Here is a 25,780-nt window from a genome sequence, read left to right as displayed (position 1 = left end):
CCCATCCTCTCAGCACTGGCTTTGTTCAGCGCTCAAGGCAGGCACTGGCCCGGATTGGTCATGTCGGGAACACACTTCTCGGTGAACAGCCGGATGTCGTGAAAGACAACCTCCGTCACCGCGTTGAACGAGGTCTTCACGAAGACTTCGAGAGCGACATCCATGCCGGGCTCGACGGTGGTCTCGACCTCGTATGCGGTGACGGCCCCGTTTCGATTGAAGGGCAACTCCAGGCTTCGTGCTTCGGTCCAGGTCGACTGCGTCAGGTCCCTCTTCTTGAGGACCAGGACCAGCGAAGTCGCAGTGCTGCAGCCTCCCGTGCCGGCGCAGAAGAACTCGTCAGAAGACGCGAGCACCGTGCCGCGCACCATGGCGGGGCGGATGTGGTCCACGAAGGAAGTCACCCGTGCCTGGAGGGTCGGCGAGCCGGTGTATCGGCTCCAGGAAGAGGCCTGGTACGTGGGAGCCACCGAGTTGCAATGGACCGCCTCGGCTCGATACAGGAAGTCGCTCGTTCCCCAGGACAACGACCAGGTCTTCACTTCACGAATGCCCTGGGCCGCATCCGCGCGGACGTACGTGGAACCACTGGTGTAGCGCCACCAGTAGTCAGCCGGGGTTTGCCCCGCAGGGCACGCCGTCTGCTTCCCACTGTCCAGCCAGCAGGCCCACCCCGAGGGTGTGAGACCGGTGTCACAGATAGGGAGCGTCACCTCGGTGCCGGTGAGCTCTCCCTCCTGTGAAGCGAGCGTGTCCAAGTCGTTCGGGTTGGCGTCTTCGGGTGCACCGCAGGCTGCGGCACCCAGCAGAGACAGCAGGGCCACACTTCGAGTGATTCGCTTCACGTTGCTTCCTTGGTGGGATGAGGCGTTGAAAACGATACGGAGTGAGCCCTGACTCCTGGCACCGCACCGTGTTCGCCTGGGCCCATCACAGTGTGATGGAAGGGGTCACACCCGCTGACGACCCACTCGTGCCCAACCCGTTGGAATCGTTGGTCTTCGGAATGGGTATGCGACTTGCGTTGGTTGATTGGTGAGATGAGCGAGGACATCGAGGCGACGCGGGAGGACGGTGACGCGGTGACGCGCGCGCTGGTGGAGAACCATCGCCAGTTCCTCGCCTTCGTGGAGCGACGCGTGGGCAACCGAGCGACGGCCGAGGAGATCCTCCAGTCCGCCTTCGTGAAGTCGCTGGAGAAGGGCGACACGCTGCCGGAGCCCGAGGGTGCGGTGACGTGGTTCTACCGGCTCCTGCGCAACGCCCTGGTGGACCACCACCGTCACCAGCAGGTGGAGGCGCGGGCCCTGGCGCGCGAAGCCCGCGAGGCCGAGGAGCCCGCAGAGGACCCCGAGCTGAAGCAGACCGTCTGTGCCTGCGTGGGAACGCTCTTGCCCACCCTCAAGCCGGAGTACGCGGAGCTGGTGCGACAGGTGGACCTGGAGGAGCGCGCGGTGCCCGACGTGGCGCGTGAGGTCGGAATCTCGCCCAACAATGCGGGCGTGCGCCTTCACCGGGCGAGGCAAGCCCTCAAGAAGCAGCTCGAGCGGAGCTGCGGCTCCTGCGCGGCTCATGGCTGTCTGGACTGTTCGTGCAAGGCACGCTCTTGAACAGGCGGGAGGCAGGCCGCTCGGGTGGCCGGAGAAAGCACTTGCCGAAGCGCTGCTCCCACCGTTAACTCTTCGCGAGGTGCCGAGGGGCGCCTTCCCGAAAAGACGACGTCACCCTCGCTTCTCCCGGCAGGCCCACAGTTTCCGATGAGTTCCTTCCACGGCCCGTGACACGGGTGGGGCCGCCAACGAGGGACTTTTCATGGAAACCGTCTCGCGCCACGCCGAACCGCTTTCCCTCCATGAGTGCAAGGTCCGCGCTTCGCTCCTGCTCAAGGAGCTGGGCTCGTCCGACTCGGCGCGAGCCACGCGGGCCGCGGAGCGACTGCGCGCGCTGCCTGCCTTCGCGAGCCTGTCCCTCGGCGAGGTGCTCGCGCGTCGGGAGACGGTGCAGCGCAAGCACGTGCTGGCCGTCATCGCGCGTGAGCAGGGACACATTACCTGGAGCGACTTGAAGCATGCGCTGGAGGCTCGGGACGCGCCTCGGGTCGACTTCGAGCGGCTCCTCGAGCGCGCTGGCCCCATCTTCCTCAACCACTGGTTCGCGACGTACGAAGAGGCCGTCGCTTCGCTGCGCGTCTCGGGAGGTCATCTCTTCCCCTTCCGTGAGCAGTTCTTCGTCTGCCAGCCCGCGTTGTTGACCGCGCTCGGACTGGACCCGTCCGACGTCGACTGGAAGCTGGCGGGGCCTGACTGGCTTACGCCGTTGGATGCACAGGCGCATGCGCGGCTGGAGCAACGCCTGCTGAAGCTGTGCGGTGCCGACACCGCTGAACCCTCCTCTCCTCCACACAAAAGGAAGTCCGCCATGCCGTCCACGGATTCGAGCCGAGCGCGCCGCTCGGACCTGAAGCGCGAGTACAAGGAGAAGCCCCCAGCGATGGGCGTGTATGCCGTGCGCAATCGCGCCAATGGAAAGGTGCTGGTGGGCGCGTCGCTCAACGTCCAGGGCATGCTCAACCGCATCCGCTTCGAGCTGACCAGTGGCATGCCGCGCATCCCCGCGCTCCTGGAGGATTGGAACCGCCATGGCGCGGACAGCTTCTCCTTCGAGGTGCTCGACGTGCTGGAGCCGCCCGAGGAGCCCAACACGGACTTGAAGGCGGAGCTCCAGGTGCTGGAGAACCTGTGGCTGGAGCGCCTCAAGCCCTACGGGGACGCGGGCTACAACGAACCTCCGAAGTGAGCGGCTGGGGCGGGGCGTGCGCACCCTTTCCGAAAGTCACCTGTAAGAGCTGGCCGGGGAGCTCGTTGGCCTGGGTGAAAGGAGAGACGCACCATGAACCGCCACTCCCACCCTCACTTGCACACCCGCTCGCCTCCGACGCCCCCTTTGCCTCCAGGCGAGGGGGCTCACCCCGTCGACCCCGTCTGCGGGATGAGCGTGGACCCGACCGCTCCCAAGGGCGGCAGCTTTGATCACGACGGGCACACCTACTCGTTCTGCAACCCGAAGTGCCGGGAGCGCTTCCGCGCGGACCCGGCGCGTTTCCTCGCGCCCGCCGAGGAGCAGGAGCCGAAGCCCGTCGCGCCAGGAACGATGTACGTGTGCCCCATGGACCCGGAGGTACGTCAGGACCACCCGGGGGCCTGCCCGAAGTGCGGCATGGCGCTGGAGCCGGAGACGCTCTCCGTGCCGGAGACACACGTCGAATACGTGTGCCCGATGCACCCGGAGGTGGTGCGGGATGGGCCGGGGAGTTGCCCCATCTGCGGCATGGCGCTGGAGCCGCGCACGGTGTTGCCGGAGGACGTCCCGGACCCCGAGCTGAAGTCCATGTGGCTGCGCTTCCGCGTGGGCCTGGGCCTCACGGTGCCGCTGCTGGTGCTGGCGATGTCGGACATGATTCCGGGGCAGCCCGTGCAGCATGCGGTGCCTGCCTCGGTGCTGGCCTGGGCGCAGCTCGTGCTGGCCACGCCCGTGGTGTTGTGGGGCGGCTGGCCCTTCTTCCAGCGCGGCTGGGCCTCGGTGCGCAACCGGCACCTCAACATGTTCACGCTCATCGCCCTGGGGACGGGCGCGGCGTATGTGTTCAGCGTCTTCGCCACGCTGTTCCCCCACGTGTTGCCGCAGGGGCTGCGCACGGGACATGGCGGCACGGCGCCCCTCTACTTCGAGGCCGCCGCCGTCATCGTCACCCTGGTGGCCTTGGGACAGGTGTTGGAGCTGCGGGCTCGGCACGCGACGTCGGGGGCGCTGCGGTCGCTGTTGAGTCTCGCGCCTCCGGTGGCTCGGCGGATGCGTGAGGACGGGCACGAGGAGGACGTTCCGCTGGCGCATGTGCATCCGGGGGACAGGCTGCGGGTGCGACCGGGCGAGAAGGTGCCGGTGGATGGTGAGGTGCTGGAGGGCGCCAGCGCGGTGGACGAGTCGATGGTGACAGGCGAGTCGCTCCCGGTGGAGAAGTCGCCGGGCGAGAAGGTGACAGGCGGGACGGTGAACGGCACGGGCTCGCTGGTGATGCGGGCCGAGCGCGTGGGCAAGGACACGTTGTTGTCGCGCATCGTCCAGCGGGTGAGCGAGGCGCAGCGCACCCGCGCGCCGATTCAGCGACTGGCGGACAAGGTGGCCGGCGTCTTCGTGCCGGTGGTCATCGTCGTGGCGGTGGTGACGGCGGTGGTGTGGGGCGTGTGGGGCCCGGAACCTCGGTTGGTGCATGCGTTGGTCAACGCGGTGGCGGTGCTCATCATCGCGTGCCCGTGCGCGCTGGGCCTCGCCACGCCCATGTCCATCATGGTGGCCACGGGGCGCGGCGCGCAGGCGGGGGTGCTCATCCGTGACGCCGCCGCACTGGAGCGCCTGGAGGCGGTGGACACGCTGGTGGTGGACAAGACGGGGACGCTCACCGAGGGCAAGCCGCGCCTCGTGTCGGTGGTTCCCTCGGAGGGCTTCGACGAGGCGACGCTGCTGCGCCTGGCCGCGAGCCTGGAGCGCGGCAGCGAGCATCCGCTGGCGGAGGCGATTGTCTCCGGTGCGAAGCAGCGTGGCGCGGTGCTGACGGCGGTGGAGGACTTCCGCTCGGACACCGGGAAGGGCGTGGTGGGGCGCGTGGACGGCGTGGAGGTGGCGCTGGGCAACGCGGCGTTGATGGCGGCTCATGGCGTGGAGGCCACGGACCTGTCGGCTCGCGCGGAGGCGCTGCGGCAGGAGGGGCAGACGGTGGTGTTGGTGGCGGTGTCGGGGCGTGTGGCGGGGCTGCTTGGCGTGGAGGACCCGGTGAAGGAGTCGACGCCGGAGGCGCTGGCGCTGCTGCGTCAGGAGGGCCTGCGAGTGGTGATGTTGACGGGGGACAGCCGCACCACGGCGGAGGCGGTGGCTCGCCGGCTGGGCATCTCCGAGGTCATCGCGGGGGTGTTGCCGGAGGGGAAGGGTGACGTGGTGAAGCGGCTCCAGCAGGAGGGCCGCGTGGTGGGCATGGCGGGGGACGGGGTCAATGACGCGCCGGCGTTGGCCCAGGCGGATGTGGGCATCGCCATGGGGACGGGCACGGACATCGCGATGGAGAGCGCGGGTGTCACGCTGGTGAAGGGGGATTTGCGGGGCATCGTCCGGGCGCGGCGGCTGAGTCAGGGCTCGCTGCGCAACATCCGGCAGAACCTCTTCTTCGCCTTCATCTACAACCTGCTGGGTGTGCCCCTGGCGGCGGGGGTGCTGTACCCCTTCTTCGGCCTGCTCCTGAGCCCCATCTTCGCCAGCGCGGCGATGAGCCTGTCCTCGGTGTCGGTCATCGTCAACGCGCTCCGGCTGCGGCGGTTGAAGCTATAGGCCGGGGAGGGGGCGCCCATTAGACTGCGTCCATGAGCTCCCGCGAGGAGGCGCGCACCCCAGGTGCGGCCGCCGGTCACGTCTCCGTCGTTCACCTGCCGAATGCCTGGTTCATCCTCTGTGCGTCGCGCGAGCTGGGGGACAAGCCACTGGCGCGCACGCTCCAGGGCACGCCGCTCGTCCTGTTCCGGGGCGAGGGTGGCAAGCCCGGCGCGCTGATGGACCGCTGCCCTCACCGCAATGTGCCCCTGTCGCTGGGGCGGGTAAAGGAGGGACAGCTCCAGTGCGGCTATCACGGCTGGCGCTTCGACACGGGCGGGCAGTGCCGCGCCATTCCGGGCTTCCTCGGCGAGCCCGAGGCCCGCACCCGCTGCGCGACGTCCTATGCGACGCGCGAGCAGGATGGTTTCGTCTGGGTGTACTCCACGCCGGGCGCGGAGCCGACGACGGAGCCGTTCCGTTTTCCGCTGCTGGACGCGCGCGACTACACCACGGTGCGACGCGTGCTGCGTGCGCCGGGCTCGCTGCATGCCACGCTGGAGAACACGCTCGACGTGCCTCACACGGCGTACCTGCATGGTGGCCTGTTCCGCACCGAGGAGAAGCGCAACGAGATTGACGTGGTGGTGCGCCGGAGCGCGGACAAGGTGGAGGCCGAGTACATCGGCGAGCCTCGTCCCAGCGGTGTGGTGGGTCGGCTGCTGGCTCCGGGCGGCGGTGTGGTGCAGCACTTCGACCGCTTCCTGATGCCGTCGATTGCCCAGGTGGAGTACCGGATTGGCGAGGGCAGCCACATCATCGTCACCTCGGCGATGACGCCCGTGTCGGACTGGGACACGCTGGTCTACGCGGTGGTGACGTTTCGCCTGCCGCTGCCGCGCTGGTTGCTGCGCGCGGTGCTTCCGGTGGCGATGCCGGTGGCGCTCCACATCTTCAGCCAGGACGCGCGCATCCTGCGGACCCAGACGGAGAGCATCCGCCGCTTCGGTACGGAGACATATGCCTCCACCGAGATTGACGTACTCGGGCCCGGCATCCTCCGCCTGCTGCGTGCCGCGGAGCGTGAGAAGCCTGGCGCGGTCGCGGATGCCGTGCATGAGACGCGACTGAAGATGCGGACCTGAGCAACGGTTCGTCCAGCCAGGACCTGTCCGAGCTGGACGAACTCACTGACGTCGCTCAGCCCTGTCGGAACCCCGCCGGTGATGCGGGCAGTGCCTTGGGTGGAGCATTCACGTCGATGCCGTCCTGGCGCAGTTCCTCCGTGTTCGCCGCTACCGCCAGCGTGCCGGGCGGGTTCTCGTACCAGCCCGGGTCACCGTCGCCATCCAGCCGCTCGCGCACCTTGAGCACGGTGAACATGCCGCCCATGGTGATGACGTCGTGCTTGCCGCGCGCTCCGCTCATGGGAATGGAGTTGGCGGGCACCGGCATGCCCATCTCCACCATGTCGCCCATGCCCGTCTGCCCCATGGTCATGTAACCCGGCAGCAGCGTGCGCACCTTCGCGTCGAGCCCGCCTGGATTCACGCCAATGAGGTTGGGGATGTCATGCCCCATCTGGTTCATCAGGTGGTGTGTCATGTGGCAGTGCATGGCCCAGTCGCCGGGCGCATCGGCCACGAACTCGACGGTGCGCGTGCTGCCCACCGGGACGAGCACCGTGGTCTCCGGCCACTGCGCGGACTCGGGGATGCGTCCCGCGTCCGTCTCGGTGATGCGGAAGTGGTAGCCGTGCAGGTGGATGGGGTGATGGTCCATCGCGCTCAGGTTGCCCAGACGGATGCGCACCCGCTCGCCCTGGCGCACCACCAGCGGCTCCGTGCCGGGGAACGCCTTCGCGTTGAACGTGAGCAGGTTGAAGTCCGTCATCTCGTTCGGGTCCGGCCGTCGCGCACCGGGGTCCACGCGCCACTCGTGCAGCATCATCGCGAAGTCGCGGTCCACGCGCGGGCCCACGGGACGACGCGGGTGCATGATGAACAGCCCCACCATGCCGAGCGCCATCTGCGTCATCTCGTCATGGTGCGAGTGATACATGCCCGTGCCGGCCTGGCGGATGGTGAACTCGTACCGGAACGTCTCGCCCGGGGCGATGGACTTCTGGTTGAGGCCGCCCACGCCGTCCATGCCGTTGGGCAACAGCAGGCCGTGCCAGTGCACGGTGGTGGGCGCGGGCAGCCGGTTGGTGACGTAGAACCGGACGCGGTCTCCCTCCACGACTTCGATGGTGGGCCCGTGCACCTGGCCGTTGTAGCCCCAGCAGTGGACCTTCAGCCCGGGAGCCAGTTCGTGTTCGACCTCCTCGGCCACCATGTGGAAGACCTTCACGCCGTCCACGAGCTTCCACGGCAGCTTCGAGCCGTTCGGCACGGTGACGGGGCGATAGTCCCGGTTCGGCATTCCAGGGGACAGCCAGTCCCGTCGGCCCGCGCTTGGTGGGGACGCACGTGGCGCGGCTTGAGCCTGCGCGACACCACCCCGGAGCAGCAATGCGCCACCCGCGAGCGTGGCTCCAGCCGTCGCGAGCATTCCTCGTCGGGTCATCGCGCCTGGAGCGGTCGTCGTCTCCGTCGTGTCCTCCTCATCCTGTGCGTGGGGAGAGGAGTCAGGGGGAAGGGGATTCATGGAGTCGCTCCGTGGCCGTGCGCGGGGGGATGGCCATTTCCAGAAGGGGGTTCAGTGGGAGGCATGGGGCTCGGAGGCGAAGACCCAGGAGGGGTCGCCTCTGGCGGACGTTCGGATGCCGGGGGCGAGGTGTCGCTCGGAGTGCTCTGACGTGAAGTCGCACCGGGCAGACTGCCGCCGACGAGTTGCTCCAGCTCCGCACGAGCCATCCAGTAGTCGCGGACAGTCTCGATGAAGGCGCGGTACGCCTCGACCTGGGACTGCTTCGCGTCGAGCAGCGCGTAGAGGCCAATCTGCATCGCGTTGTATTGGAGCTGGGACTGCTCGACGACCTTCTCGCGCAAAGGCAGGACGACGCGCTGATAGCGCTCGGCGACGCCTCGGAGCGTCAGCAGGCGGGCCCTCGCCGCGCGAACTTCAGAGCGCGCGTTGATGGACAGCTCCGCGAGACGACGCTCGCCTTGGCGATGCTGGGCCTCCAGCCTGGCGATGAGCGCCTGTCGCTGGTCGAAGATGGGCAGCTCCAGCGTGAGCGTGGGCCCGAAGAGTCGCGGACCGTTCGCGTCCCGGTGCGTATGGAGGCCCACGTCGACGCGGCCGAAGAAGCGCGTGCTGCGCGCCAGCTCCAGCGCGTTCCACAAGAGCTCGGACTGCTTGCGCGCGGCGTCGATGTCGAGCCGCTGCCGGATGGCGAGCGACTCCAGTCGCTCCAGGGTCGCCTCCTCCGAGGGCGGTGCCGGGAGCTTCTCGGAGATGGCCCATTCGGTGCGAGGTCCCCACAGGCCCAGCAGCCGATTGAGTCGCTCGCGGTCCTCCACCAGCGTGAGTTCCTCGCGCGCCAGCTCCAGCCGTGCTTCCTCGGAGGCTGCCTGCTCCGTGGCCAGCTCCAGGTCGGTGATGTTGCCCGCGCCATGCTGGAGCGTGGCCAACTCGGCGGCGGCCTCGGCGGCCTGGAGGACCATGCGGCGCAGCTCCACGAGCTGCTGTCGCGCCTGGACTTCACTGAACACCTTGCGTGCTTCCGCGGCGGTGGCGAGCGCTTCATGCGCGACGCGCAGCGTGTCCGCGATGAACTGCTCCTGAGCCACGCGCTTGCGCAGCGGCAGGGTGAACAGCTCCACGAAGCCCTGCACCAGTGAGAACTCCGTCTCGCTGACGCCGTCGTTGGTGAGCGGGAAGCCGATGCTCGCATCGAACGACGGGTTGGTGAGCAGTCCCGCCTGCACCATGTCCGCCTGGGAGATGCCCAGGTCCTCATAGGTGGATTGCAGGGCGGGGTTGTTGAGGAGGGCCACCTCGACGGCGTGGTCGGAGGTGAGGGCGCCCTTCAGCAGTCCATCGAGGTGACGCGACACCTCCGCGTCCTCGGGCGTGCCCTGGTTCCATCGTGTCTTGCGGCCGATGCGCTCCTCGACGAGGGTGGCGACCTCCGCGTGGCCTCGCTCCTTCTGGATGGAGGCACAGCCGCCCGCGAACAGCAGCGCGCAGGCGAAGGTGAGCAGTCTCACGGATGGGCTCCGTGTCCTTCATGGACGGGAGCGGGCTTCTTGGACGGCGCGGTGTCCTCGGGCTTCGTCGGCGTCAGCTTCATGCCGCACTTGGGGCAGGTGCCACCCGGCTTGTCGGACTGGACCTCGGGGTGCATCGGGCACGCGTAGCCGGCGGTGCCCGCGTCTGGCGTGGAGGGCTTCTGGGGGTCGGTGTGCCGAGCGTGCGAGTCCGTCGCGGGAGGACGGGAAGGGGGCGTCGCCGCGAGCGCGGTGGGCAGGGAGGCGGGCGGGGACTCGGGCGCATCGGGGCTCGACGGGTCCACGGCGGGAGCGAGCCTCCTGGGCTCGGAAGCACAGGCGGCGAGCGTGACGAGGCTCGCGAGGACACAGAGGAAGGAACGCATGAAGGACCTCGAAGTGGCGCGCTGTGACAGCGCCAGGAATCGCTGCGCTGTTCAGCAAGGCCCAGGCCATGTCGACCCAAGAGACAACTCCGCGGATTGACGACGTGCGCGAGGTCGAGGCGCGAGCTGGGCTCGAGCGCCGGTGTAACCGGAGTCATCACACTGTGATGGCTGGAGTGGTGCCTGGCTGTTCACCGGCGCACTCCACTTGCCCCCTGAAACACGAAGCGCGGGGAGCGTCCCGAAGGACCCTCGACCCGCGCTTCACCACATTTGCTTCAGCGTCTGACGCTCAGGAGATGCCCTTGCGCAGCCGCGTCCAGTCGAAGTTCGGCGCCGGGTCGTTCTTGCGGCCCTTGGGCACCGCCACGTCCGCGTGGCCGACGATGTTCTTCATCGGCACGTCGTACTTCTCCTTCAGGTGGCTCGTCAGCTGGGTGAGCGCCTTGTACTGCGCCTCCGTGAAGGCCGTCTTGCCGCTGCCGTCGTTGACGATTTCGATGCCGATGGAGCGCCCGTTGACGTCCGTGGGGACGCCGTGCAGCTCGCTCTTGCCCGCGTGCCACGCGCGCTTGTCGTCACCGACGAGCTGATAAATCTTTCCGTCGCGGTCCACCATGTAGTGCGCGGACACTTTGCTGTCCGGGTTGCGCATCCACGACAGGTCGGCCTTGCCGTCGTTGGACGCGGTGTGGTGCAGGACGATGGTGTCGATGTCCGCGCCGTTGCGGCTGTCGGAGTTGGGCGAAGGCGCGCTGATGACCGGCGGCTTGGCGCCCGGCGTGGTGGGCGTCGTCGGCGTCGTGGGCGTGCCCCCCAGCGCCTTCTTCAGCGCCGCCTGCGTCTGCTCACCGTAATAGCCCGTGGTGGGAAGCTTCTTGTCACCCTGGAACTTCTTCACCGCCGCTTCGGTCTGCGCGCCGAAGGTCCCAGGGCCCGTGGCCACCTGCGCCTTCGTCAGATAGCCCAGCTTCACCAGCGCGTCCTGGAGCTGCTTCACCTTGGGGCCCGTGTCGCCCTTACGAAGTCCCGCCGGAGGCGCGGTGACGGCAGGCGTCGCGGCCGCCGCCTTGTTGGTGGTGGTACGGGTCGCGGTGGAGGAGGGAAGGCGCACGCTCATGAGAGGCCCCGACTTGTGGAATAGGGGAAAATCACGGGATTGTCGGTGTTCCAGGCTGAAAGTTGCCGATCCAAAGCCTGGAACACCTTCCCTGTCTCTCAGGTAACACTCAGGTCACAGTCGTCGACCTGCGCGCGGCCGCACGGTGGCGGAGCCGCTCTCTCACTCCATGAACGAATGCGTAGAAGGTGGGGAGCACCAGCAGGGTGAACAGCGTGGAGGTCACCAGCCCGCCGACCATGACGACGGCGAGGGGCCGCTCGATTTCCGTCCCGTGCAGGGGCAGCACGAGCAGCGGCAGCAGGCCGAGGATGGCCGTGGCGGCGGTCATCAACTTGGGTCGGACGCGACCTAGGCTTGCCTGACGAATGGCCGCGTCGAAAGGCATCCCACGCGCGAGCAAATCCTTGGTCTGTGAGACCAGCACCAGCCCGTTCTGCACGGCGATGCCGAACAGGCCGATGAGCCCCACGAGGCTGGAGACATTCCACGTCTCTCCGGCGATGAGCAGCGCGAGGATTCCGCCGACAAAGGCATCTGGCAGTGTGGCGAGAATCACGAGCGCCTCCGCCACCGAATCCAGCGCCAGGTACAGCAGGATGAACACCGCGAGGATGGCGACGGCGATGGCCATGGCCAGCGACTGCGCGGCGCGCTGCTGACTCTCCACGCGCCCGCCCACGTCGAGGAAGTACCCGGTGGGCAGCTTCAGCTCGGCGGCCAATCGCTCGCGCACCTCCGCGGCGGTGCTGCCCAGGTCCCGGCCGGAAACGCTGGCCTCCACCGCGAGTCGACGGCTTCCTGCCTCGCGGCGCACGCTGCCCGCGCCGAAGGTCTCCTCGATGGTCGCGAGCTGACTCAGGGGGATTCGCGTGCCGTCATGTCCGTCCACCAGGAGGTTGCGCAGCGCCTGGAGGTCTCCCCGCTTGTGGTCCGCCAGCCGAAGCACCAGGTCGTGCCGCCGCTGGCCCTTCCACACCTGCGAGGACTCCTCGCCCACCAGCCCCACGCTCACCGCGCGGATGACGTCGCCGGGCGTCAGTCCCACCCGCGCCACCGCGGCGCGATTCACGGTGATTCGAAGCTGCGGCAGGCCGCTGAGCTTCTCCACGCGCAGGTCCTCCACGCCGTCCACCTTCGCGAGGATGGCGCGCGCGCGTTCTCCCAACGCGGCGAGCGTCTCCAGCTCCGGCCCGAAGATGCGCACGGACAGGTCCGCGGGACTGCCGCCCAGGCCCTCGTCGATGCGCATGCCCAGCGGCGTGGTGAAGAGCGTGGTGACGCCGGGCACTCGCGCCACGGCGACGCGCAGGTCCGCCTCCAGCTTCTCCAGGCTCCTGCCCCTGTCCTTCTTGAGCACGACGAGGACGTCCGAGACGGTGTGAGGCATCGGGTCCTCCGTGCGCTCGGCGCGGCCGGTGCGCCGCACGACGTCTTCCACCTCCGGGAAGCCGAGCAGCACGTCCTCCACCAGGTGGTTGAGGCGGTCCACCTCCTCCAGTGACGCCTCGGGGGGCAGCACCGTCTGCAGGAGGAAGGCGCCCTCGTCCAGTCGGGGCATGAAGTCGCTGCCCACCGCGAAGGCGAGACCCAGCGCCGGCACGGTGATGGCGAGCGCCACCAGCCGCACGAGGCCCGCCCTGCGCATGCACGTGTCCAACATCGGCGCGTAGGCCGACTTGAGCTTGCGGATGAGCCACACGTCCTCGGGCTGTCCCGGACGCGGGGCCTTGAGCAGGAGCGACGAGGCCACGGGCACCAGCGTGAGCGCCAGCGCCAGTGATGCGGCCAGACACGCCACCACGGCGGCGGCGAGGGGCTGGTACATGCGCCCCTCGATTCCCGTCATGGCGAACAGCGGGATGAACACGGACACGACGATGAGGGTGGCGAAGGCGATGGGACGCCCCACCTCCAGCGACGCGGCCAGCGCCTCGTCGCGCACGGACTTGCGGCCCGCGCCCTCGCGCAGGTCATGGATGATGTTCTCGGTGACGATGATGGCCGCGTCCACCAGCAGGCCCACGGCGATGGCGAGCCCGCCCAGCGTCATGGTGTTGATGCCGATGCCGGCGAGCTTCAGGAGGATGCCCGCCAGGGCCAGTGACAAGGGCAGGGTGAGGGTGACGATGAGCGCGGCGCGCCAGTCTCCCAAGAGCGCGAACAGCACCAGCACCACCAGCAGCGCGCCCAGCAGGATGGCCCGGCTGACGCCCCCCAGCGCCTCGTCCACCAGCACCGACTGGTCATAGACGACGCGCAACTGCACGCCCTTGGGCATCGACTGCTCCAGCTCCTTGATGGCCTCGCGCACGCCCGCGGCCACCCGCTGCGTGTCCGCGCCGAACTGCTTGATGACGCGGCAGCTCACCACCTCGCCCTTGAGGCGGTGCGCGATTCCCCGGCGCAGCGCGGGGCCTTCGCGCACGTCGGCCACGTCCGCGAGCAACACGGGCGTGCCCGCTCGCAACGCCACCACCGTGCTGTTCAGGTCCTCCACCGTCTGTGCACGGCCAATCGCTCGCACCGTCCACTCCATGGGGCCCTGCACCACGAAGCCGCCGGACGCGTTGAGGTTGGCGCCCTCCAGCGCGTGCTCCACCTCGTTGAGGCTGATGCCGCGCGCCACCATCTGGTCCGGGTCCAACAGCACCTGGAACTGCCGCAGGTAGCCGCCCAGCCGCTCCACGCCCGCGACACCGGGCACGGCGAGCAGCCGGTTCTTCACCTCGAACTCGGCCAAGTCCCGCAGCGCCATGAGGTCCGCCGCGCCGGGCTCCGCCTCCAGGGTGAACTCGAAGACTTCATTGAGCCGGCCGGTGAGGCTGGAGACGAGGGGCGCGTCCGTGCCGGGCGGCAGCTCGCCCTGGGCCTGGGCCACGCGCTCGGCGACGTACTGACGGCTGCGGAAGTAGTCCGCGTCCGGCTCGAACTCCACCGTGACTTGCGTGACGCCCAGCTGCGACGTGGAGCGGATGCGGCGCACGTCGGGCAGGCCCGCCAGGGCGACCTCCATGGGAATGGCCACCGCCGTCTCCAACTCCTCCGCGCCCATGGCGGCGTTCTGGACGATGACGTTGAAGATGGGGGCGGACAGGTCCGGGAAGACGTCGCGGCGAAGCCCGTGGAGCGCCACCGCGCCGAAGGCGGACAGCGCCAGGGCCAGCACCACGGTGAGGCCAGGCCGCGCGAAGGACGTGCGCAGGATGCGCCCCACCAGGGAAGACGTGGGCTCAGTGGCCATGGTCTTCACCTCCGCCGGCGGACTTCTCGACTTCCGCCTTGAGGAGGAAGGCGCCGTCCACCACCACCTGCTCGCCGACCTTCAGGCCGGAGAGCACCTCCACGTGGTCTCCCAGCGTGCGGCCGCGTCCCACCTCGCGCCGCTCGAAGGAGCCGCGCTCTCCGGTGGGCAGGAAGGCCACCCAGCCGTTCTCCAGTCGCTGGAGCGAGGCGGTGGGCACGGTGGTGATGGTGCCATCCGGGCTGCCGAGCGGAATGGACGCGGTGGCGGACATGCCCGGCTTGAGCAGGCCCTCGCGATTCTCCAGCACCAGCCTCACGGGGATGGTGCGCGAGGACGCATCCACGCGCTGCCCCACGTGGCCCACCCGCGCCGTCAATTCCTTGCCCGGGAAGGCGGCGAAGGTGACGCGCGCCTCGGCGTCCTTCTGGATGCGCACCGCGTCGCGCTCGAAGGCGTGGACGATGAGCCACAGCGAGCCCAAATCGCCGATGCGGAAGAGCGGATGCTCCGCGTCCGCCATCTGTCCCATCCTCGCGTCGCGCTCGATGACGGTGCCGGAGATGGGCGAGCGCAAGATGAAGCCCGGCGTGCCCGCGCCCTGACGCAAGTCGTCCTCGCTCGCGCCCAGGGCCGCCAGCTCCGCTCGGGCCGCGGCGACCTCCGCCTCCGCGCCCGCGGCTTCGACTTCCGCGGCCTGCACGTCCTTCTGCGCGACGATTCGCTCGGCGGCGAGCGCGCGCTTGCGCTCGGCCGTCTGCCTGGCGGCGGTGGCGCGGGCCTTCGCGGACTGGAGCGCGGCGCGGGCCTTGCCCAGCTCGGGGCTGCGCAGTTCCGCCAGCTTCTCGCCCTCCTTCACCTCCTGGCCGGTGGTGACGAAGACGGTACCCACCCGGGCGGAGATGGGAGACGCCACCTCCGCGTAGGCGTCCTCGCTGAACATCAGCTCACCCAGCGCGGTGACGCTCTCTCCACCGGGCCTCGCCGACGCGGGCGCGGTGGTGACTCGCAAGTCGCGCAGCATCTCCGGCGCGATGTGGACGTGGGACTCGTCGTGTCCTTCGTCATGTCCCTTGGGCTCGGCGCCTTCTTCGTGCGCGTGCTCGTCTTCGTGCTCCGGCTTGTCGGACTTGCAGGCGGAGAGTGCGACGAGGGCGGACAGGAGCAGATGAGAGGGCTTCATGGCAGGACTCCTGTTTCGACGGCGAGCTGCACTCGGGCGAGCGCGGCCTGGAGGTGACTGTCGAGCAGCGCCACGCGCGTCTCGAGCGTTTCACGGCGGACGAGGAGCAACCCCGCGAGGTCCATCTCCCCGGCGTCGTAGGACCTGCGTGAGAGCGACTCGTTCTCGTCCAGCAGCGGCAGGGCCTCTTTCTCCAGCACCTCCAGCGCCTGCTGACGCCGCATGTCTCGGATGCGGGCGGCTTCCACCTGGGCATCGCGCGTGCGGCGCGCGGCCCCCAGCAGGGTGCGCAGCCTTCTCACGCGGGCCTCTCCCGTCACCTTCGCTTCCTGGCCCCGGGAGAACACGGGCAGCGGAACACTCAGGGTGCCGAGCCACGCTGTCTCGTTCACCTCCTTCTCGTAGCGCACGCCCACGCTCAAGTCGGGCAGTGCCTCCGCGCGTCCCAGTCGCAGCTCCGCCTCGGCCTGGGCGAGCGCCGACTCCAGGGCGCGAACATCCGCGCGCTCGGAGGTATTGGTGGGCGCGGCCACCGGCAGGGAGGAGAGCTCCCGGAGCGCGCCGCTCACCGCGAGCGGCTCCTGGAGGGACAGTCCGAGCCAGGCGCGCAGCTCGCTCAGCAACGCGGCCTCCTCGCCTTCGGCCACGACGACAGCCGCGTGGGCCCGAGCCAGCGCCACGCGCGCCACGTTGACGTCCACCACGGGCACGTCGCCCGCATCGAAGCGCTTGCTCGCGGAGCTGGCCAGGTTCTTCGCGGCCTCCTCCGTGTCTCGCATCAGCCGGGAGAACTCCCGGGCGTAGAGCGCGCGCAGGAACGACGCGGCCACTTCACCGAGCACCCGCCGCTCGGCGTCCTGCTGCTCGGCGCCTTCCCGGGCGAGGCCCGCGCGCGCGGACTCTCTTCGGGCGCCCTGCTTGCCTCCCAACTCGAAGGGCTGCGCGAGCCCGAGTGAGAGCTGGAGGCCGCGCGCGCCATCTTCCTGCCTGCGCGGGCCTATCTCGGCGTTGAGGGTGGGGTTGTCACGCAGCCAGGGGGAGGCGCCGGCGACGGCTCCTTGTGCCTCGGCGACGCGGCCCTCGGCGTCCAGCAACGCGGGAGCGCGTTCGCGGGCCAGGGCCAGGGCTTGTTGGAAGGACAGCTCGGAAGGTGAAGCGGTGCTGGCGCAGGGCCAGACCAGGGCGGCGGTGAGCCCGAGGGCCACCGTCGCGGAAGGATTGAACACGGAAGAAGACCTCGCGAAAGGGAAGCGAGCGTCAGGCGCGAGGTGTCCCGGTACCGCCGTGGACGCACCTCACCTGGAATCGCTCGCGCGAAGAGACGGACGCAGCCTCAGGCGAGGAGGGCTTTGGGGACGTGGAGGATGTCGTCCAGGTCCGCCGAGGCGGGCGCGGCCTCATCCCAAAGGACGAGACGTGGCCGGGGTGCTTCCAGGAGCAGCGAGGGAGGGGAGACGGGCGCGGCGATGGAGCGCACATGGCCACAGCAACTGCAGTCCGCGCAGTCCGGCGCGCACTGACCGCTCGCATCGTCATCCGGGCAACGCTGCGCGCACACGGTCTCCGTCGCGTCGGCGATGGCCATCCACAGGCCACCCTCCGTCGGGGCGAACAGCAACAGGCTGAGGCATAGCCAGATGCGTGTGAGCACGATGCCCGCTTCTAGCATGGCCCCGGACGCCGCGCACGTGGATGCACGCTCAGCGTGAACCAGACATCGGTTGATGAGGATGCCTGCTCGTCCGCGAGGGCCGGTGGAGTGTCGTCACACCGGCGCCCTTTGCGTGAGTGTGCGTCAGGCGACGCGCACGGGTGCGGGCCGGCCCAGAATCAGCTCGGTGGAGAAGTAGCGCTCCATCCGGTCCGGGAACACCGTCACCACCTGCGAGCCGGGACCCAGTCGCCGCGCGGCCTCCACGGCCGCCACGTAGTTGAGGCCGGAGGACGGACCCACGGGGAAGCCTCGGCGGATGAGGGCGCGCGCGGTGCACATGGCCTCCTCGTCCGACACGTCCAGCTCCACGCGCCCCGGCATGTCCGAGTCGCGGTACAGCTTGGACATGCCGTCGACGACGCCGGGCACGCGCGGACTGAAGCTGCAACATTCGATGTCGCAGCCGAGCCCCGCGATGGGACGCGCGATGAAGGCCGTCACCGGACAGCCCGCTTCCGCGAACGCCTGGTACAGCCCCACCACCGTGCCGCCCGTGCCCACGCCGCTCACCACGCCGTGCACCAGGCCGCCGGGAATCTGGGACAAGATTTCCTGCCCCGTCCACACGCGGTGCGCCTCGGCGTTGTCCGGGTTCTCGAACTGGCGGGGCGCGAAGGCCTTGCGCTCCCGGGCAATCTCCTCGGCCTTGGCGATGGCGCCACGCACGCCCTCCGCCCTGGGCACCAGCACCACGTCGCCGCCGTAGGCGCGGATGGTGAGCACGCGCTCGTCGGTGACTCCCTCGGGCATCACCGCGGTGAAGCGCACGCCCATTTGAGCGCTCGCCAGCGCGAGCGCGATGCTCGTCGAGCCGCTGGACGCCTCCACCACCTCGCCGCCGGGCTGCAGCTCGCCCATGCGCCAGGCCTTCTCTAACATGTAGCGCGCGATGCGGTCCTTCGTGGAGCCACTGGGGTTGAGGAACTCCAGCTTGCACCAGATGGTGGGTCCCTCCGGGTCCAGCCGGACGGGAACGAGAGGCGTGGGAGCGATGGCCTGGAGAAAGCGGCCATCCGCGGGCAGCGGGCGACAGGGAGGGCGCATGAGGTCCTCCCTATCGCGAATCGCCTCCGGCCGTTAGCGTCCCGCGCGTCTTCCCGACGGACGGGGCTTCCATGGGCCGTCCGCCCGGCCTGTAAGGAAGCGCCCGTGGGCGGCGATGGATGTGGCGCGACCGAGGGCCGGCGGGTACGAAGGAGTACCTCTGCCCCGTACTTCATGAGTCCTTCCTCCTCTCCGGTCATCCTCAACGTCAATGACGATGTCGCCAGTCGCTATGTCACGAGCCGGGTGTTGGGGCTCGCGGGCTTCCAGGTCGTGGAAGCCGGTTCCGGTGGCGAGGCGCTGGCCCTCGCGGATGAGCACACCGACCTGGCCATCCTGGACGTCCGCCTGCCGGACATCAGCGGGCTGGAAGTCTGTCGCCGGCTGAAGCTCTCCCCCCGCACCCGGGGCATGCTCGTCCTGCATCTGTCCGCACAGGCGGTGGGGCCGGGCGACCGGGCTCATGGCCTGGAGCACGGCGCGGATGGCTACCTGGTGGCCCCGGTGGACCCCGAGGAGCTGGTCGCCCAGGTCCACGCCCTGCTGCGGCTGCGCCGCGCCGAGCGCGAGGTCCACGCGCTGTCGCAAGAGGTGGAACGTCAGCGACGCTTGCTCGACATGGCCATGGCGTCCGCGGCGGACCCCATCGCGCTGTTTGACGCGACGGGACGTCTGCTGTTCGCCAACCAGGCGGCGTACGCGGCGCGCGGCAGCCACGAGGCCCTCGTCTCGGGTGAGTCGCTGGGCGCGCGGGATGCGAAGGACCCGTCGCTCGCGCCCTTCATCCGGCTAATGGAAGTGGCGCTGCGCACCGGACAAGTCCAACGCGGCGCCGTCACGCTGTCGACGGACCAGGGGCCCCGGCACTTCGACTTCACGCTGTCCCCCACGCTGGACGGGGACGGCAAGGTGGCCGCGCTGATGGCGACCTCGCGGGACGTCACCGAGGAGCGCAGCGAAGAGGAGTTCCGCGAGCAGTTCATCGGGATGCTCGGGCATGACCTGCGCAATCCGCTCAACGCCATGTCCATGTCCGCGCAGCAGCTCAAGCGGAAGGGCAACCTGGACGAGCGTCAGTCCTCGCTCACCGAGCGCATCCTCACCAGCGCGGACCGGATGGACCGGATGATTCGCCAGCTACTGGACTTCGCTCGCTCGCGGCTGGGCGGTGGTGTCCCGGTGGTGGCCTCGGACTGCGACGTCTTCGACGTGGCGCGGCGCACGCTGGAGGAGATGCGCGCCAGCCACCCTGGCCGGATGCTGGTGCTGGAGGTGCTCGGGGATGGGCGCGGCGCGTGGGATTTGGACCGGCTCGAGCAGGCGTTCAGCAACCTGCTGGCGAATGCGCTGAAGTACAGTCCTGTGGACAGTCCTGTGCGGATGTGGGGCGATGCGGGTGAGCGGGAAGTGGTGTTGCGCGTCCACAACGGCGGGCCGCCGATTCCTCCGGAGGAGCTGCCCCACATCTTCGCCGCATGGCGTCGAGGCTCGCGGGCCGTGCAGAACGAGGCGGTGGCGTCCTCGGGGTTGGGGCTGGGTCTGTACATCACCCGACAGATTCTGCTCGCCCATGGCGGCGAGGTGACGGTGGAGTCCAGTGCGTACGGTGGGACGACCTTCACGGTGCGGCTGCCCCGGGGGTGATGATGACCAGCTGACGTTTGAAATGCCGAATGGCTCGCCGTTGCGGGGGGCCATTGCCACCTTTCCGTCATGTCGCCCGAGAAGCTCATCTTCGCGCAGTCCGTCGAGGCCCTCTTCGTGAGGGCCCTGGGTCCCTACCTGACGAAGGAGGGGCGCCAGCGGCTGAAGGGGGTGGGCCTGGACTTGTCGGAGCGGTTGCGACCGGCCTACTCCCTGGAGCAGTGGCGCGCGTTCCTGCGGGTGGCCGTGCAGGACATCTTCCCGTCGCTGCCGGCGAAGGACGCCTGGCTGGCGCTGGGCGCGCGTTATCTGCAGGGGTTCCGGCAGACACCGGTGGGGCGGGCCAGCCTGTCGCTCGTCACGCGGCTGGGGCCCATGAGGACGCTGGAGCGGGTGCCCTACAACGTGAGGGCCGGCAACAACTTCAACGAGGTGCGGGTGGAGGAGTCCGCCGAGGGCTCCGCCACGCTGTGGATGAAGGACGTGGCGGCGGACAACCCGTACTTCTCCGCGGGCTTCCTGGCGGAGTCGCTGCGCGTCGCGGGTGCAGGGCACGTGTTGGTGGAGCCCATCGCCTTCGACGGCACGGCGGCGACGTACCGCATCGTCTGGAGCCGGATGGCCCTGGCGCCGGTGGGTGAGGCCGTTCCCGCGCCGGGGGCGTGAAGCGCTCTTCGCTCAAGGCGTGAGGAAGGCTCGCAGGTGCTCCCGCTCGTTCTCGAGCGACGCGGTGGTCCACGCTCGCTGGAGTGAGGGGAGGGGCCACAGGTCCATGTCCTGGGGCTGGGTCACGCGCGCGAGCTTGAAGGCATGGCGCTGTGCCGCGCCGACGTTCTCCCGTCGCTTCGGGTCGTTGAGCATTTCCACGCCCTGAATCACCATGCGCAGGCCCACCAGATACTCCACGAGCGTGGTCTCTTCGACGATGCGCTCGCCAATGGAGGACAGCACGTGGCCCAGTCGCTCACGGTCCGCGGCCGGGAGCGTGTCCAAGACGAGTGCTCGCTGGGTGAGGCGGTAGGGACCGGTGAGCGCCAGCTCTCCCACGAAGGCGGAGAAGGCACGGGCCTGGGGGCGGGAGACCTTCGCCAGCGTCAGGAGCCGCATGGCCTCGGTGTACATCGAGAGAGTCGAGGCGGTCCGATAGTCAGCGAGGTCGGCGATGCGCTCCAGTTCGGCGAGTTCTTCCGGAGTGAAGGGCGCTTTCGGGTCGGTGTCTCCCAGGAGCAGGAGCAACCGGAGTTGCATTTCCTGGGGAGCCTCGGCGGCGAGTTTTTGGAGGCGTGGCTTGAGCGTGGCGCGTGCCTTCGCGAGCGCCTCGGGATGTTGTGGCCCGGCGGTCAGGAAGTGCTCGAACGCGGCGCGTAGGAGGATGGGGTCCTTCACGTCGTCGAGGTGCGTGGCGAGCCACTCCAGGGCAGGGCCTCCGAGCACGTTTCCCGAGAGCGCGAGGATGAGGCGGACATCCACGGCTTCGATGCGTTCCCAGGCGGCTTCGACCTCAATCTTGCCATCGCTGGACGAGGTTGGCGGCTCCAGCAAGAGGCGGCTCTCGGCGAAGTGGGGGCGCCCTGCCTGGGCCCAGGCGCGAAGGAAGGCGGCATGCCAATCGAGCTTCGGCTGGCGGCGGCGCTGGTCCACCAGGGACGCGAGGATGACGACCTCCGGGTCCTTCGCGGCGACCGCGCGAAGCCGCTTCAGGGATTGCTCCGCCTTGGGTAGCGCGCCTTGTTCCAGGAACACGCACGTCTGGACGAAGAGGGCGCTCGCATCCTTGGGGGCTTCCTTGAGCGCCAGTGCGAGTTCCTTCTGGGCCTCTACGTCATTTCCAGACCGGGCGTACTCGGAGGCGCGTTGGATGCGCGTGGTGAGGGGTTCCGCCTCGGCCTTCTCTGGAGGAGCGGCTCCGAGACTCAAGGCCGCGACGACGAGCCACGGGAGGAAGGGCGTACGCATGTCCCCAGCTTAACGGTGCAGTCGCCCGGTCTGGGAGGGCGGAGCCCCGTTCGGGCCGGTTTCTACCCCCGTGGAGGGAGAGACGTATTCCGCGACATGGGTATCGTGGACCTGCTTCTTCGGGGGGCCATGCATGCGTGAGCTGACGTTGTCGGTCGCGATGACAGATGTTCCGTTGTCAGGGCCGACCCGCTTCGCCGCACTCGGGCTTGCCGCTCCCCGCGAGAATGCCTCCTTTCCGCGACTCCGTGCGCTGCCCTCTCCGCGCTACTTGGGCTCGTTTTCCGAAGACGCGCTGGTTTGGGAGGGCTCCGGTCGTACCTCCTGAGAGGTAATGCCTTGGGTCGAGGGACGGGCTATCTGCTGTGTTGCTTTGGTTGTCCAAACATCCAGGGAAGGGGTTCCCAGGATGCCACGCAAGAGGGAGATATGAAATGGCGACTCTCAGTGCTCGACTGCGTCGTTGGGTGATGATTGTTGGTACCGCCGCCGCGTTGGGGGCGGGCACTGCTTATGCGCAGAGCCGTGAAGTGGCCTGTTGCTATCCCTGCACGTGCCTGCCCAATGGCAGCACCGGCTTTTGCTGTGGCCCATGCTAGGGCGCATCGCTGTTCCTGGGGGCGTCTTTGTCGGGGTCGCGTTGCTTTCCTATTTCCTGGTCAACGGCCTCTGGATGCTGGTGTCGGTTGAATCAGGAACCTGTGGGGCCGTCACGGCAACGGCGTGTGTCGCGGGCATGCCGAAGGAGCCGCGTTCCGAGAGCTATTCAGCCACTCGGGCCCTGGGAGTCCACCAGGACGCGGCCGAGGGCGTCTCAGCCGTGTCGATGACCTACGTCAACACGAGCACGCGAGTCGCGGACGCCAGGCCAGAAGTCACGAGGACCTCTCTTACTCCCATCCAAGAAGAGGATGGCCACCGGGCTCAACAGGTCGCGACGCTTCTGGATGAGAGCCGGGCCTCGCGTCCGGGTGAACTGCTGGACTGCTCCCTGACGGATGGAGGGGCCTTCCGCTGTGGGGAGTGCGCGACCGACGGGGATTGCCCAGAGGGGGAGGGGTGCGTCATCGATTACAAAGAGGGCGCCTTCCAGTGCGCGGCCAGCGATTGTGAGGATGACTCACAGTGCTCTGACGGATTCGTTTGCCGCGTCGCCGCGGGAGGAGTTCCGGGCCCGGTGATTCGCAGGTGTCTCCAGGCGGGAACTCGTCGCGCGGGAGAATCGTGTAGTCGGTTGCCGACGAGTCGCGCGGAGGCCTGTGAGGAGGACCTGTACTGCATCAATCACCGCTGCGGAGCTCTCTGTGTGCCGGGAGAGCCGGGAGGCTGCCCGGATGGACATACCTGCGAGGAGAGCTCCAGTGGCGCCGCCTGCCTCCCTGATTGCCGAAAGCAGGGATGCTCCGAGGGCGGGCAATGCGCGCCGCTCAATGGAGGAGGCTTCCAGTGTCTGGACCTCGTCGTGGACGAGTGCTCCGACGCGAAGCCGTGCTCGGAGGAGGAGAACTGCATCGTCAGGGGGAGGGCGGGACGCGCGGGACGGTTCTGCGCGTCGGCCTGTGACTCCTGGCGCTCGGAGAGCTGCTCCTCGGGCCAGGTCTGCGGCCTGGGCGGGCCCACGGGTAGCGCGTGTTTTTCGAGCTGCGACCCACAGGACCTGCGCTCCTGCTCGGTGGGGTGGCTTTGCACGACGGTGTCCGAAGACCTTCAGAGCTGGGGATGCCTGCCTGACTTCATGAGCGGGACGACCCCACGCCCCGCCCACCAGCGCGCTGTGTTCGCGGCGACGCCGTGAGGCGCTTCTCCAGAAGAGGCCGTGTCCCAATCATGGAGACACGGCTTCCTCACGAAGCCGAAGCTCAGGGTGACGCCTGACCGAGTTGGGTCGGGATGTCACGGATGGTGCCGGGCTTGATTATCTGCAGCACGGACTCTGGAAGGATGTCGAGCAAGTCCGGCATCGCGAAGGCGTAGGCGAACTTGCCCTCGTTCTCCTTCCATAGCCCCTCGATATGGAGTCCCAGGACCGTGTCACTCTCCATGTCCACGAGTGGCGCGCCCGAGACACCATGCGTGGTGCTGATATCGCTGACCAGCTTTCGGACTTGTCGGTGCTCAAGTCCACGCTGCGGCGTGAACGACAGCAGCCGACCTGGCATCAGTCGCTTGGTGCTGAACTCGTTACCCAGGAGAGGGTCGATGAATCCTTGAGGCAAATTACCGCCCGACACAGGATACCCGACGACATAGACATACTTTTCGAGGTGGGCCCTGACCGCGTCCTTGTTCCACTCCAGCTTCACGTAGGGGTGCTGCAACGAGTCGTGGCTTGCGATTTCGAGCAGGGCGAAGGAAAGACCACCATACCCGGGAGTATTGTCGACCGCGAAGAGAATCCTTGTGACGTGATGGACGTGTTCCATGGGGCTTCTGGCGTTGTCGTCGAAGGTGAACTCCCAGGACTGTGCTGGCAGGGAGACGGGGGATTCGTGTCCGAGCATCTCGCGCGGAATCTTGTGCCCCACCGTCATGATGATGTTGGGGGCGACGGCGAATGCGGTCTGGTACGCCTTGCGGTCTTGGGGGTCGTCAATGATGGGTATCGAGAGGGATCCGGTAGCGCGGCTGATGGTGAAGGGCTCGCTTCGGGTGGACTTCATCACCTGTTTCCAGGTGTCCGACAGTGGGTCGATGATCGCGTCGCCCTGGAGACGCAGCGCGGGACGCGCCTGGGCCATGACCTTGAAGGCCTCGTGTCCGGTCTTCCTCGCGGCCAGCGCGGCCTTGGCCGACGGTGTCTGGGTCTTCATGAGGGCGTACTTCGTCCGGTCGCCCTGGGCCTGGGCCAGGTCCTGCTCGGTCTTCTGTTCCGGAGGAAGCAGCTCGATGACATCTGCTCGGAGGCGATAGACCTCGGGGAAGGTCGCCGAGCCATCCACCATCCGGTTCAAGAAGGCCCGGAGCTTCTTCATCGTTTCGATGCTGTCCGCGCCGAGCCCGCTCAACGTGGCGCTCCTCTCGCGAAGATCAATGTAGGTTGTCCATCCCTCGGCCCAACCACAGAACTCGGCACGGGACACCGCTGCCAGGTCCTCCGCGCTTGTCGCCCCCTGCGCCCAGATGAGGCCGCATGCAACGTGGAACGCCGCCTTCTCGATATCGGGCTGCCCGGAGACGTTCAGCGTCTGGCCATCGATGGGGTGACCGGCGGCCGTTCGCGATGGCCCCTGTTTCCAATTCACCTCCACCCGCACCCCACTGCTACTCTTCTGCACGGTTCCCACGAGTTCGTTGGGTGTGCTGACCCATTGACGAATCTTGGCCAGCAACTGTGTGACGTTGACGCCCTGGATGGTGAGTTCAACCTCGGAAAACTTGCTGGCGGCGATGTTGAGAGGATCAACCTCCTTGGGCAGGAAGGTGGAGTCTGGCAGGGGTGTATTTCCCGCCACGTTCCCGGCAGCCGAGGAACCGCTTTGGGCGGTAGTCAATCGTTGCGCCTCCTGGCGCAGCAGGTACAGCAAGGTCTTGTGGTAGGTGGCCACCAGTCGTGGGAAGGACTTCGCTTCGCTGGATTTCTCCTCCCCCATGTCTACGAGCTCGAACTTGCCGATGTAGAGGTTCTTGTCGAGCCAGACCCTGGTGAACTCGTTGTAGAACAGGAAGCCGAACCCCACGCCGAGCGTCGCCAGCGCGGCGGTATAGACGAGCTTCGCCACGCACTCCTGTAGCGTCATCGCGAGAACCTCGGTCGGTGGCGGAAGCCCATGCCGACGAAATCAGGTGGTGAGGGGGAAGCGGAATGGTAGGCGTGCGCTTGAAGGGCTGACAAGCAATAGCCGAATGCCACTCCGTGCTCACCTTGGAGTCCCGTTTGGATTGTCTTCTCGGGCCGTCCGCTGAGGGAGCACCCAAGTGGGGCATGTAGGAGCGGCTCCTTCTGCTCCACGCGCGCGTTGACGCCCGCCTGTACCTGT

At 68.3% G+C, this 25,780-nt stretch carries 18 protein-coding genes; 6 read left to right on the top strand and 12 right to left on the bottom strand.

Annotation, left to right across the window (positions count from 1 at the left end; all coding sequences use genetic code 11):
• Positions 1-32: 32 nt before the first annotated feature.
• Positions 33-845, bottom strand: coding sequence for a hypothetical protein (locus G4D83_RS36130; RefSeq protein WP_163869450.1), 813 nt, complete (start codon positions 843-845; stop codon positions 33-35).
• 195 nt (positions 846-1,040) lie between these two features.
• Between G4D83_RS36130 and G4D83_RS36125 the strand changes: the two genes are divergently transcribed.
• The 4 genes from G4D83_RS36125 to G4D83_RS36110 all read left to right on the top strand — a co-directional run bounded on the left by G4D83_RS36125 (position 1,041) and on the right by G4D83_RS36110 (position 6,500).
• The gene (locus G4D83_RS36125) at positions 1,041-1,610 is read left to right on the top strand and encodes an RNA polymerase sigma factor (RefSeq protein WP_163869449.1); all 570 of its coding nucleotides are present in this window, start codon (positions 1,041-1,043) and stop codon (positions 1,608-1,610) included.
• A gap of 202 nt (positions 1,611-1,812) precedes the next feature.
• Positions 1,813-2,796 (top strand): GIY-YIG nuclease family protein, encoded by a 984-nt coding sequence (locus tag G4D83_RS36120; protein WP_163869448.1) that lies wholly within the window; start codon positions 1,813-1,815, stop codon positions 2,794-2,796.
• Positions 2,797-2,889: 93 nt separating this feature from the next.
• Positions 2,890-5,376, top strand: coding sequence for a heavy metal translocating P-type ATPase (locus tag G4D83_RS36115; protein ID WP_163869447.1), 2,487 nt, complete (start codon positions 2,890-2,892; stop codon positions 5,374-5,376).
• 32 nt (positions 5,377-5,408) lie between these two features.
• Complete coding sequence (locus G4D83_RS36110) at positions 5,409-6,500, top strand: aromatic ring-hydroxylating oxygenase subunit alpha (protein WP_163869446.1); 1,092 nt, start codon at positions 5,409-5,411, stop codon at positions 6,498-6,500.
• Between the two features lie 55 nt (positions 6,501-6,555).
• On the opposite strand, the gene G4D83_RS36105 is transcribed toward G4D83_RS36110, so the two are convergent.
• From G4D83_RS36105 to G4D83_RS36065, 9 genes are all read right to left on the bottom strand, one after another.
• Positions 6,556-8,004, bottom strand: a complete 1,449-nt coding sequence (locus tag G4D83_RS36105) for a multicopper oxidase family protein (RefSeq protein ID WP_163869445.1) — start codon at positions 8,002-8,004, stop codon at positions 6,556-6,558.
• A complete protein-coding gene (locus G4D83_RS36100) occupies positions 8,001-9,512 on the bottom strand; it encodes a TolC family protein (RefSeq protein ID WP_163869444.1) in 1,512 nt (503 codons plus the stop codon). The genes G4D83_RS36105 and G4D83_RS36100 overlap by 4 nt, the downstream gene beginning before the upstream one ends.
• The gene (locus G4D83_RS36095) at positions 9,509-9,898 is read right to left on the bottom strand and encodes a heavy metal-binding domain-containing protein (protein ID WP_163869392.1); all 390 of its coding nucleotides are present in this window, start codon (positions 9,896-9,898) and stop codon (positions 9,509-9,511) included. The genes G4D83_RS36100 and G4D83_RS36095 overlap by 4 nt, the downstream gene beginning before the upstream one ends.
• 292 nt (positions 9,899-10,190) lie before the next feature.
• Complete coding sequence (locus tag G4D83_RS36090) at positions 10,191-11,018, bottom strand: peptidoglycan recognition protein family protein (protein WP_163869443.1); 828 nt, start codon at positions 11,016-11,018, stop codon at positions 10,191-10,193.
• Between the two features lie 109 nt (positions 11,019-11,127).
• Positions 11,128-14,262 carry an efflux RND transporter permease subunit gene (locus G4D83_RS36085; protein ID WP_163869442.1) on the bottom strand — a complete coding sequence of 1,045 codons (3,135 nt, stop codon included), beginning with the start codon at positions 14,260-14,262 and terminating at the stop codon, positions 11,128-11,130.
• Positions 14,252-15,445, bottom strand: a complete 1,194-nt coding sequence (locus G4D83_RS36080) for an efflux RND transporter periplasmic adaptor subunit (protein WP_163869441.1) — start codon at positions 15,443-15,445, stop codon at positions 14,252-14,254. Before G4D83_RS36080 ends, G4D83_RS36085 begins: the two co-directional genes overlap by 11 nt.
• The gene (locus tag G4D83_RS36075; protein WP_163869440.1) at positions 15,442-16,671 is read right to left on the bottom strand and encodes a TolC family protein; all 1,230 of its coding nucleotides are present in this window, start codon (positions 16,669-16,671) and stop codon (positions 15,442-15,444) included. The genes G4D83_RS36080 and G4D83_RS36075 overlap by 4 nt, the downstream gene beginning before the upstream one ends.
• Positions 16,672-16,778: 107 nt before the next feature.
• The gene (locus tag G4D83_RS36070; protein ID WP_240357017.1) at positions 16,779-17,096 is read right to left on the bottom strand and encodes a hypothetical protein; all 318 of its coding nucleotides are present in this window, start codon (positions 17,094-17,096) and stop codon (positions 16,779-16,781) included.
• Positions 17,097-17,240: 144 nt separating this feature from the next.
• Positions 17,241-18,203, bottom strand: a complete 963-nt coding sequence (locus G4D83_RS36065) for a PLP-dependent cysteine synthase family protein (RefSeq protein ID WP_163869438.1) — start codon at positions 18,201-18,203, stop codon at positions 17,241-17,243.
• A gap of 174 nt (positions 18,204-18,377) precedes the next feature.
• On the opposite strand from G4D83_RS36065, the gene G4D83_RS36060 reads away from it, so the two are divergent.
• Positions 18,378-19,847, top strand: coding sequence for a sensor histidine kinase (locus G4D83_RS36060; RefSeq protein WP_163869437.1), 1,470 nt, complete (start codon positions 18,378-18,380; stop codon positions 19,845-19,847).
• 69 nt (positions 19,848-19,916) lie between these two features.
• A complete protein-coding gene (locus tag G4D83_RS36055) occupies positions 19,917-20,513 on the top strand; it encodes a DUF2378 family protein (RefSeq protein WP_163869436.1) in 597 nt (198 codons plus the stop codon).
• Between the two features lie 12 nt (positions 20,514-20,525).
• Here G4D83_RS36055 and G4D83_RS36050 read toward each other — a convergent pair whose 3' ends face one another.
• Positions 20,526-21,803: a hypothetical protein gene (locus G4D83_RS36050; RefSeq protein ID WP_240357015.1), complete on the bottom strand. Its 1,278-nt coding sequence runs from the start codon at positions 21,801-21,803 to the stop codon at positions 20,526-20,528.
• A 1,859-nt stretch (positions 21,804-23,662) separates the two neighbouring features.
• On the bottom strand, positions 23,663-25,522 hold the full coding sequence (locus tag G4D83_RS36045; protein ID WP_163869435.1) for a trypsin-like serine peptidase: 1,860 nt from the start codon (positions 25,520-25,522) through the stop codon (positions 23,663-23,665).
• Positions 25,523-25,780: the final 258 nt, after the last annotated feature.

Source organism: Myxococcus eversor, assembly GCF_010894455.1.
Lineage (GTDB): Bacteria > Myxococcota > Myxococcia > Myxococcales > Myxococcaceae > Myxococcus > Myxococcus eversor.
This window is presented reverse-complemented; position numbering and strand designations above follow the sequence as displayed.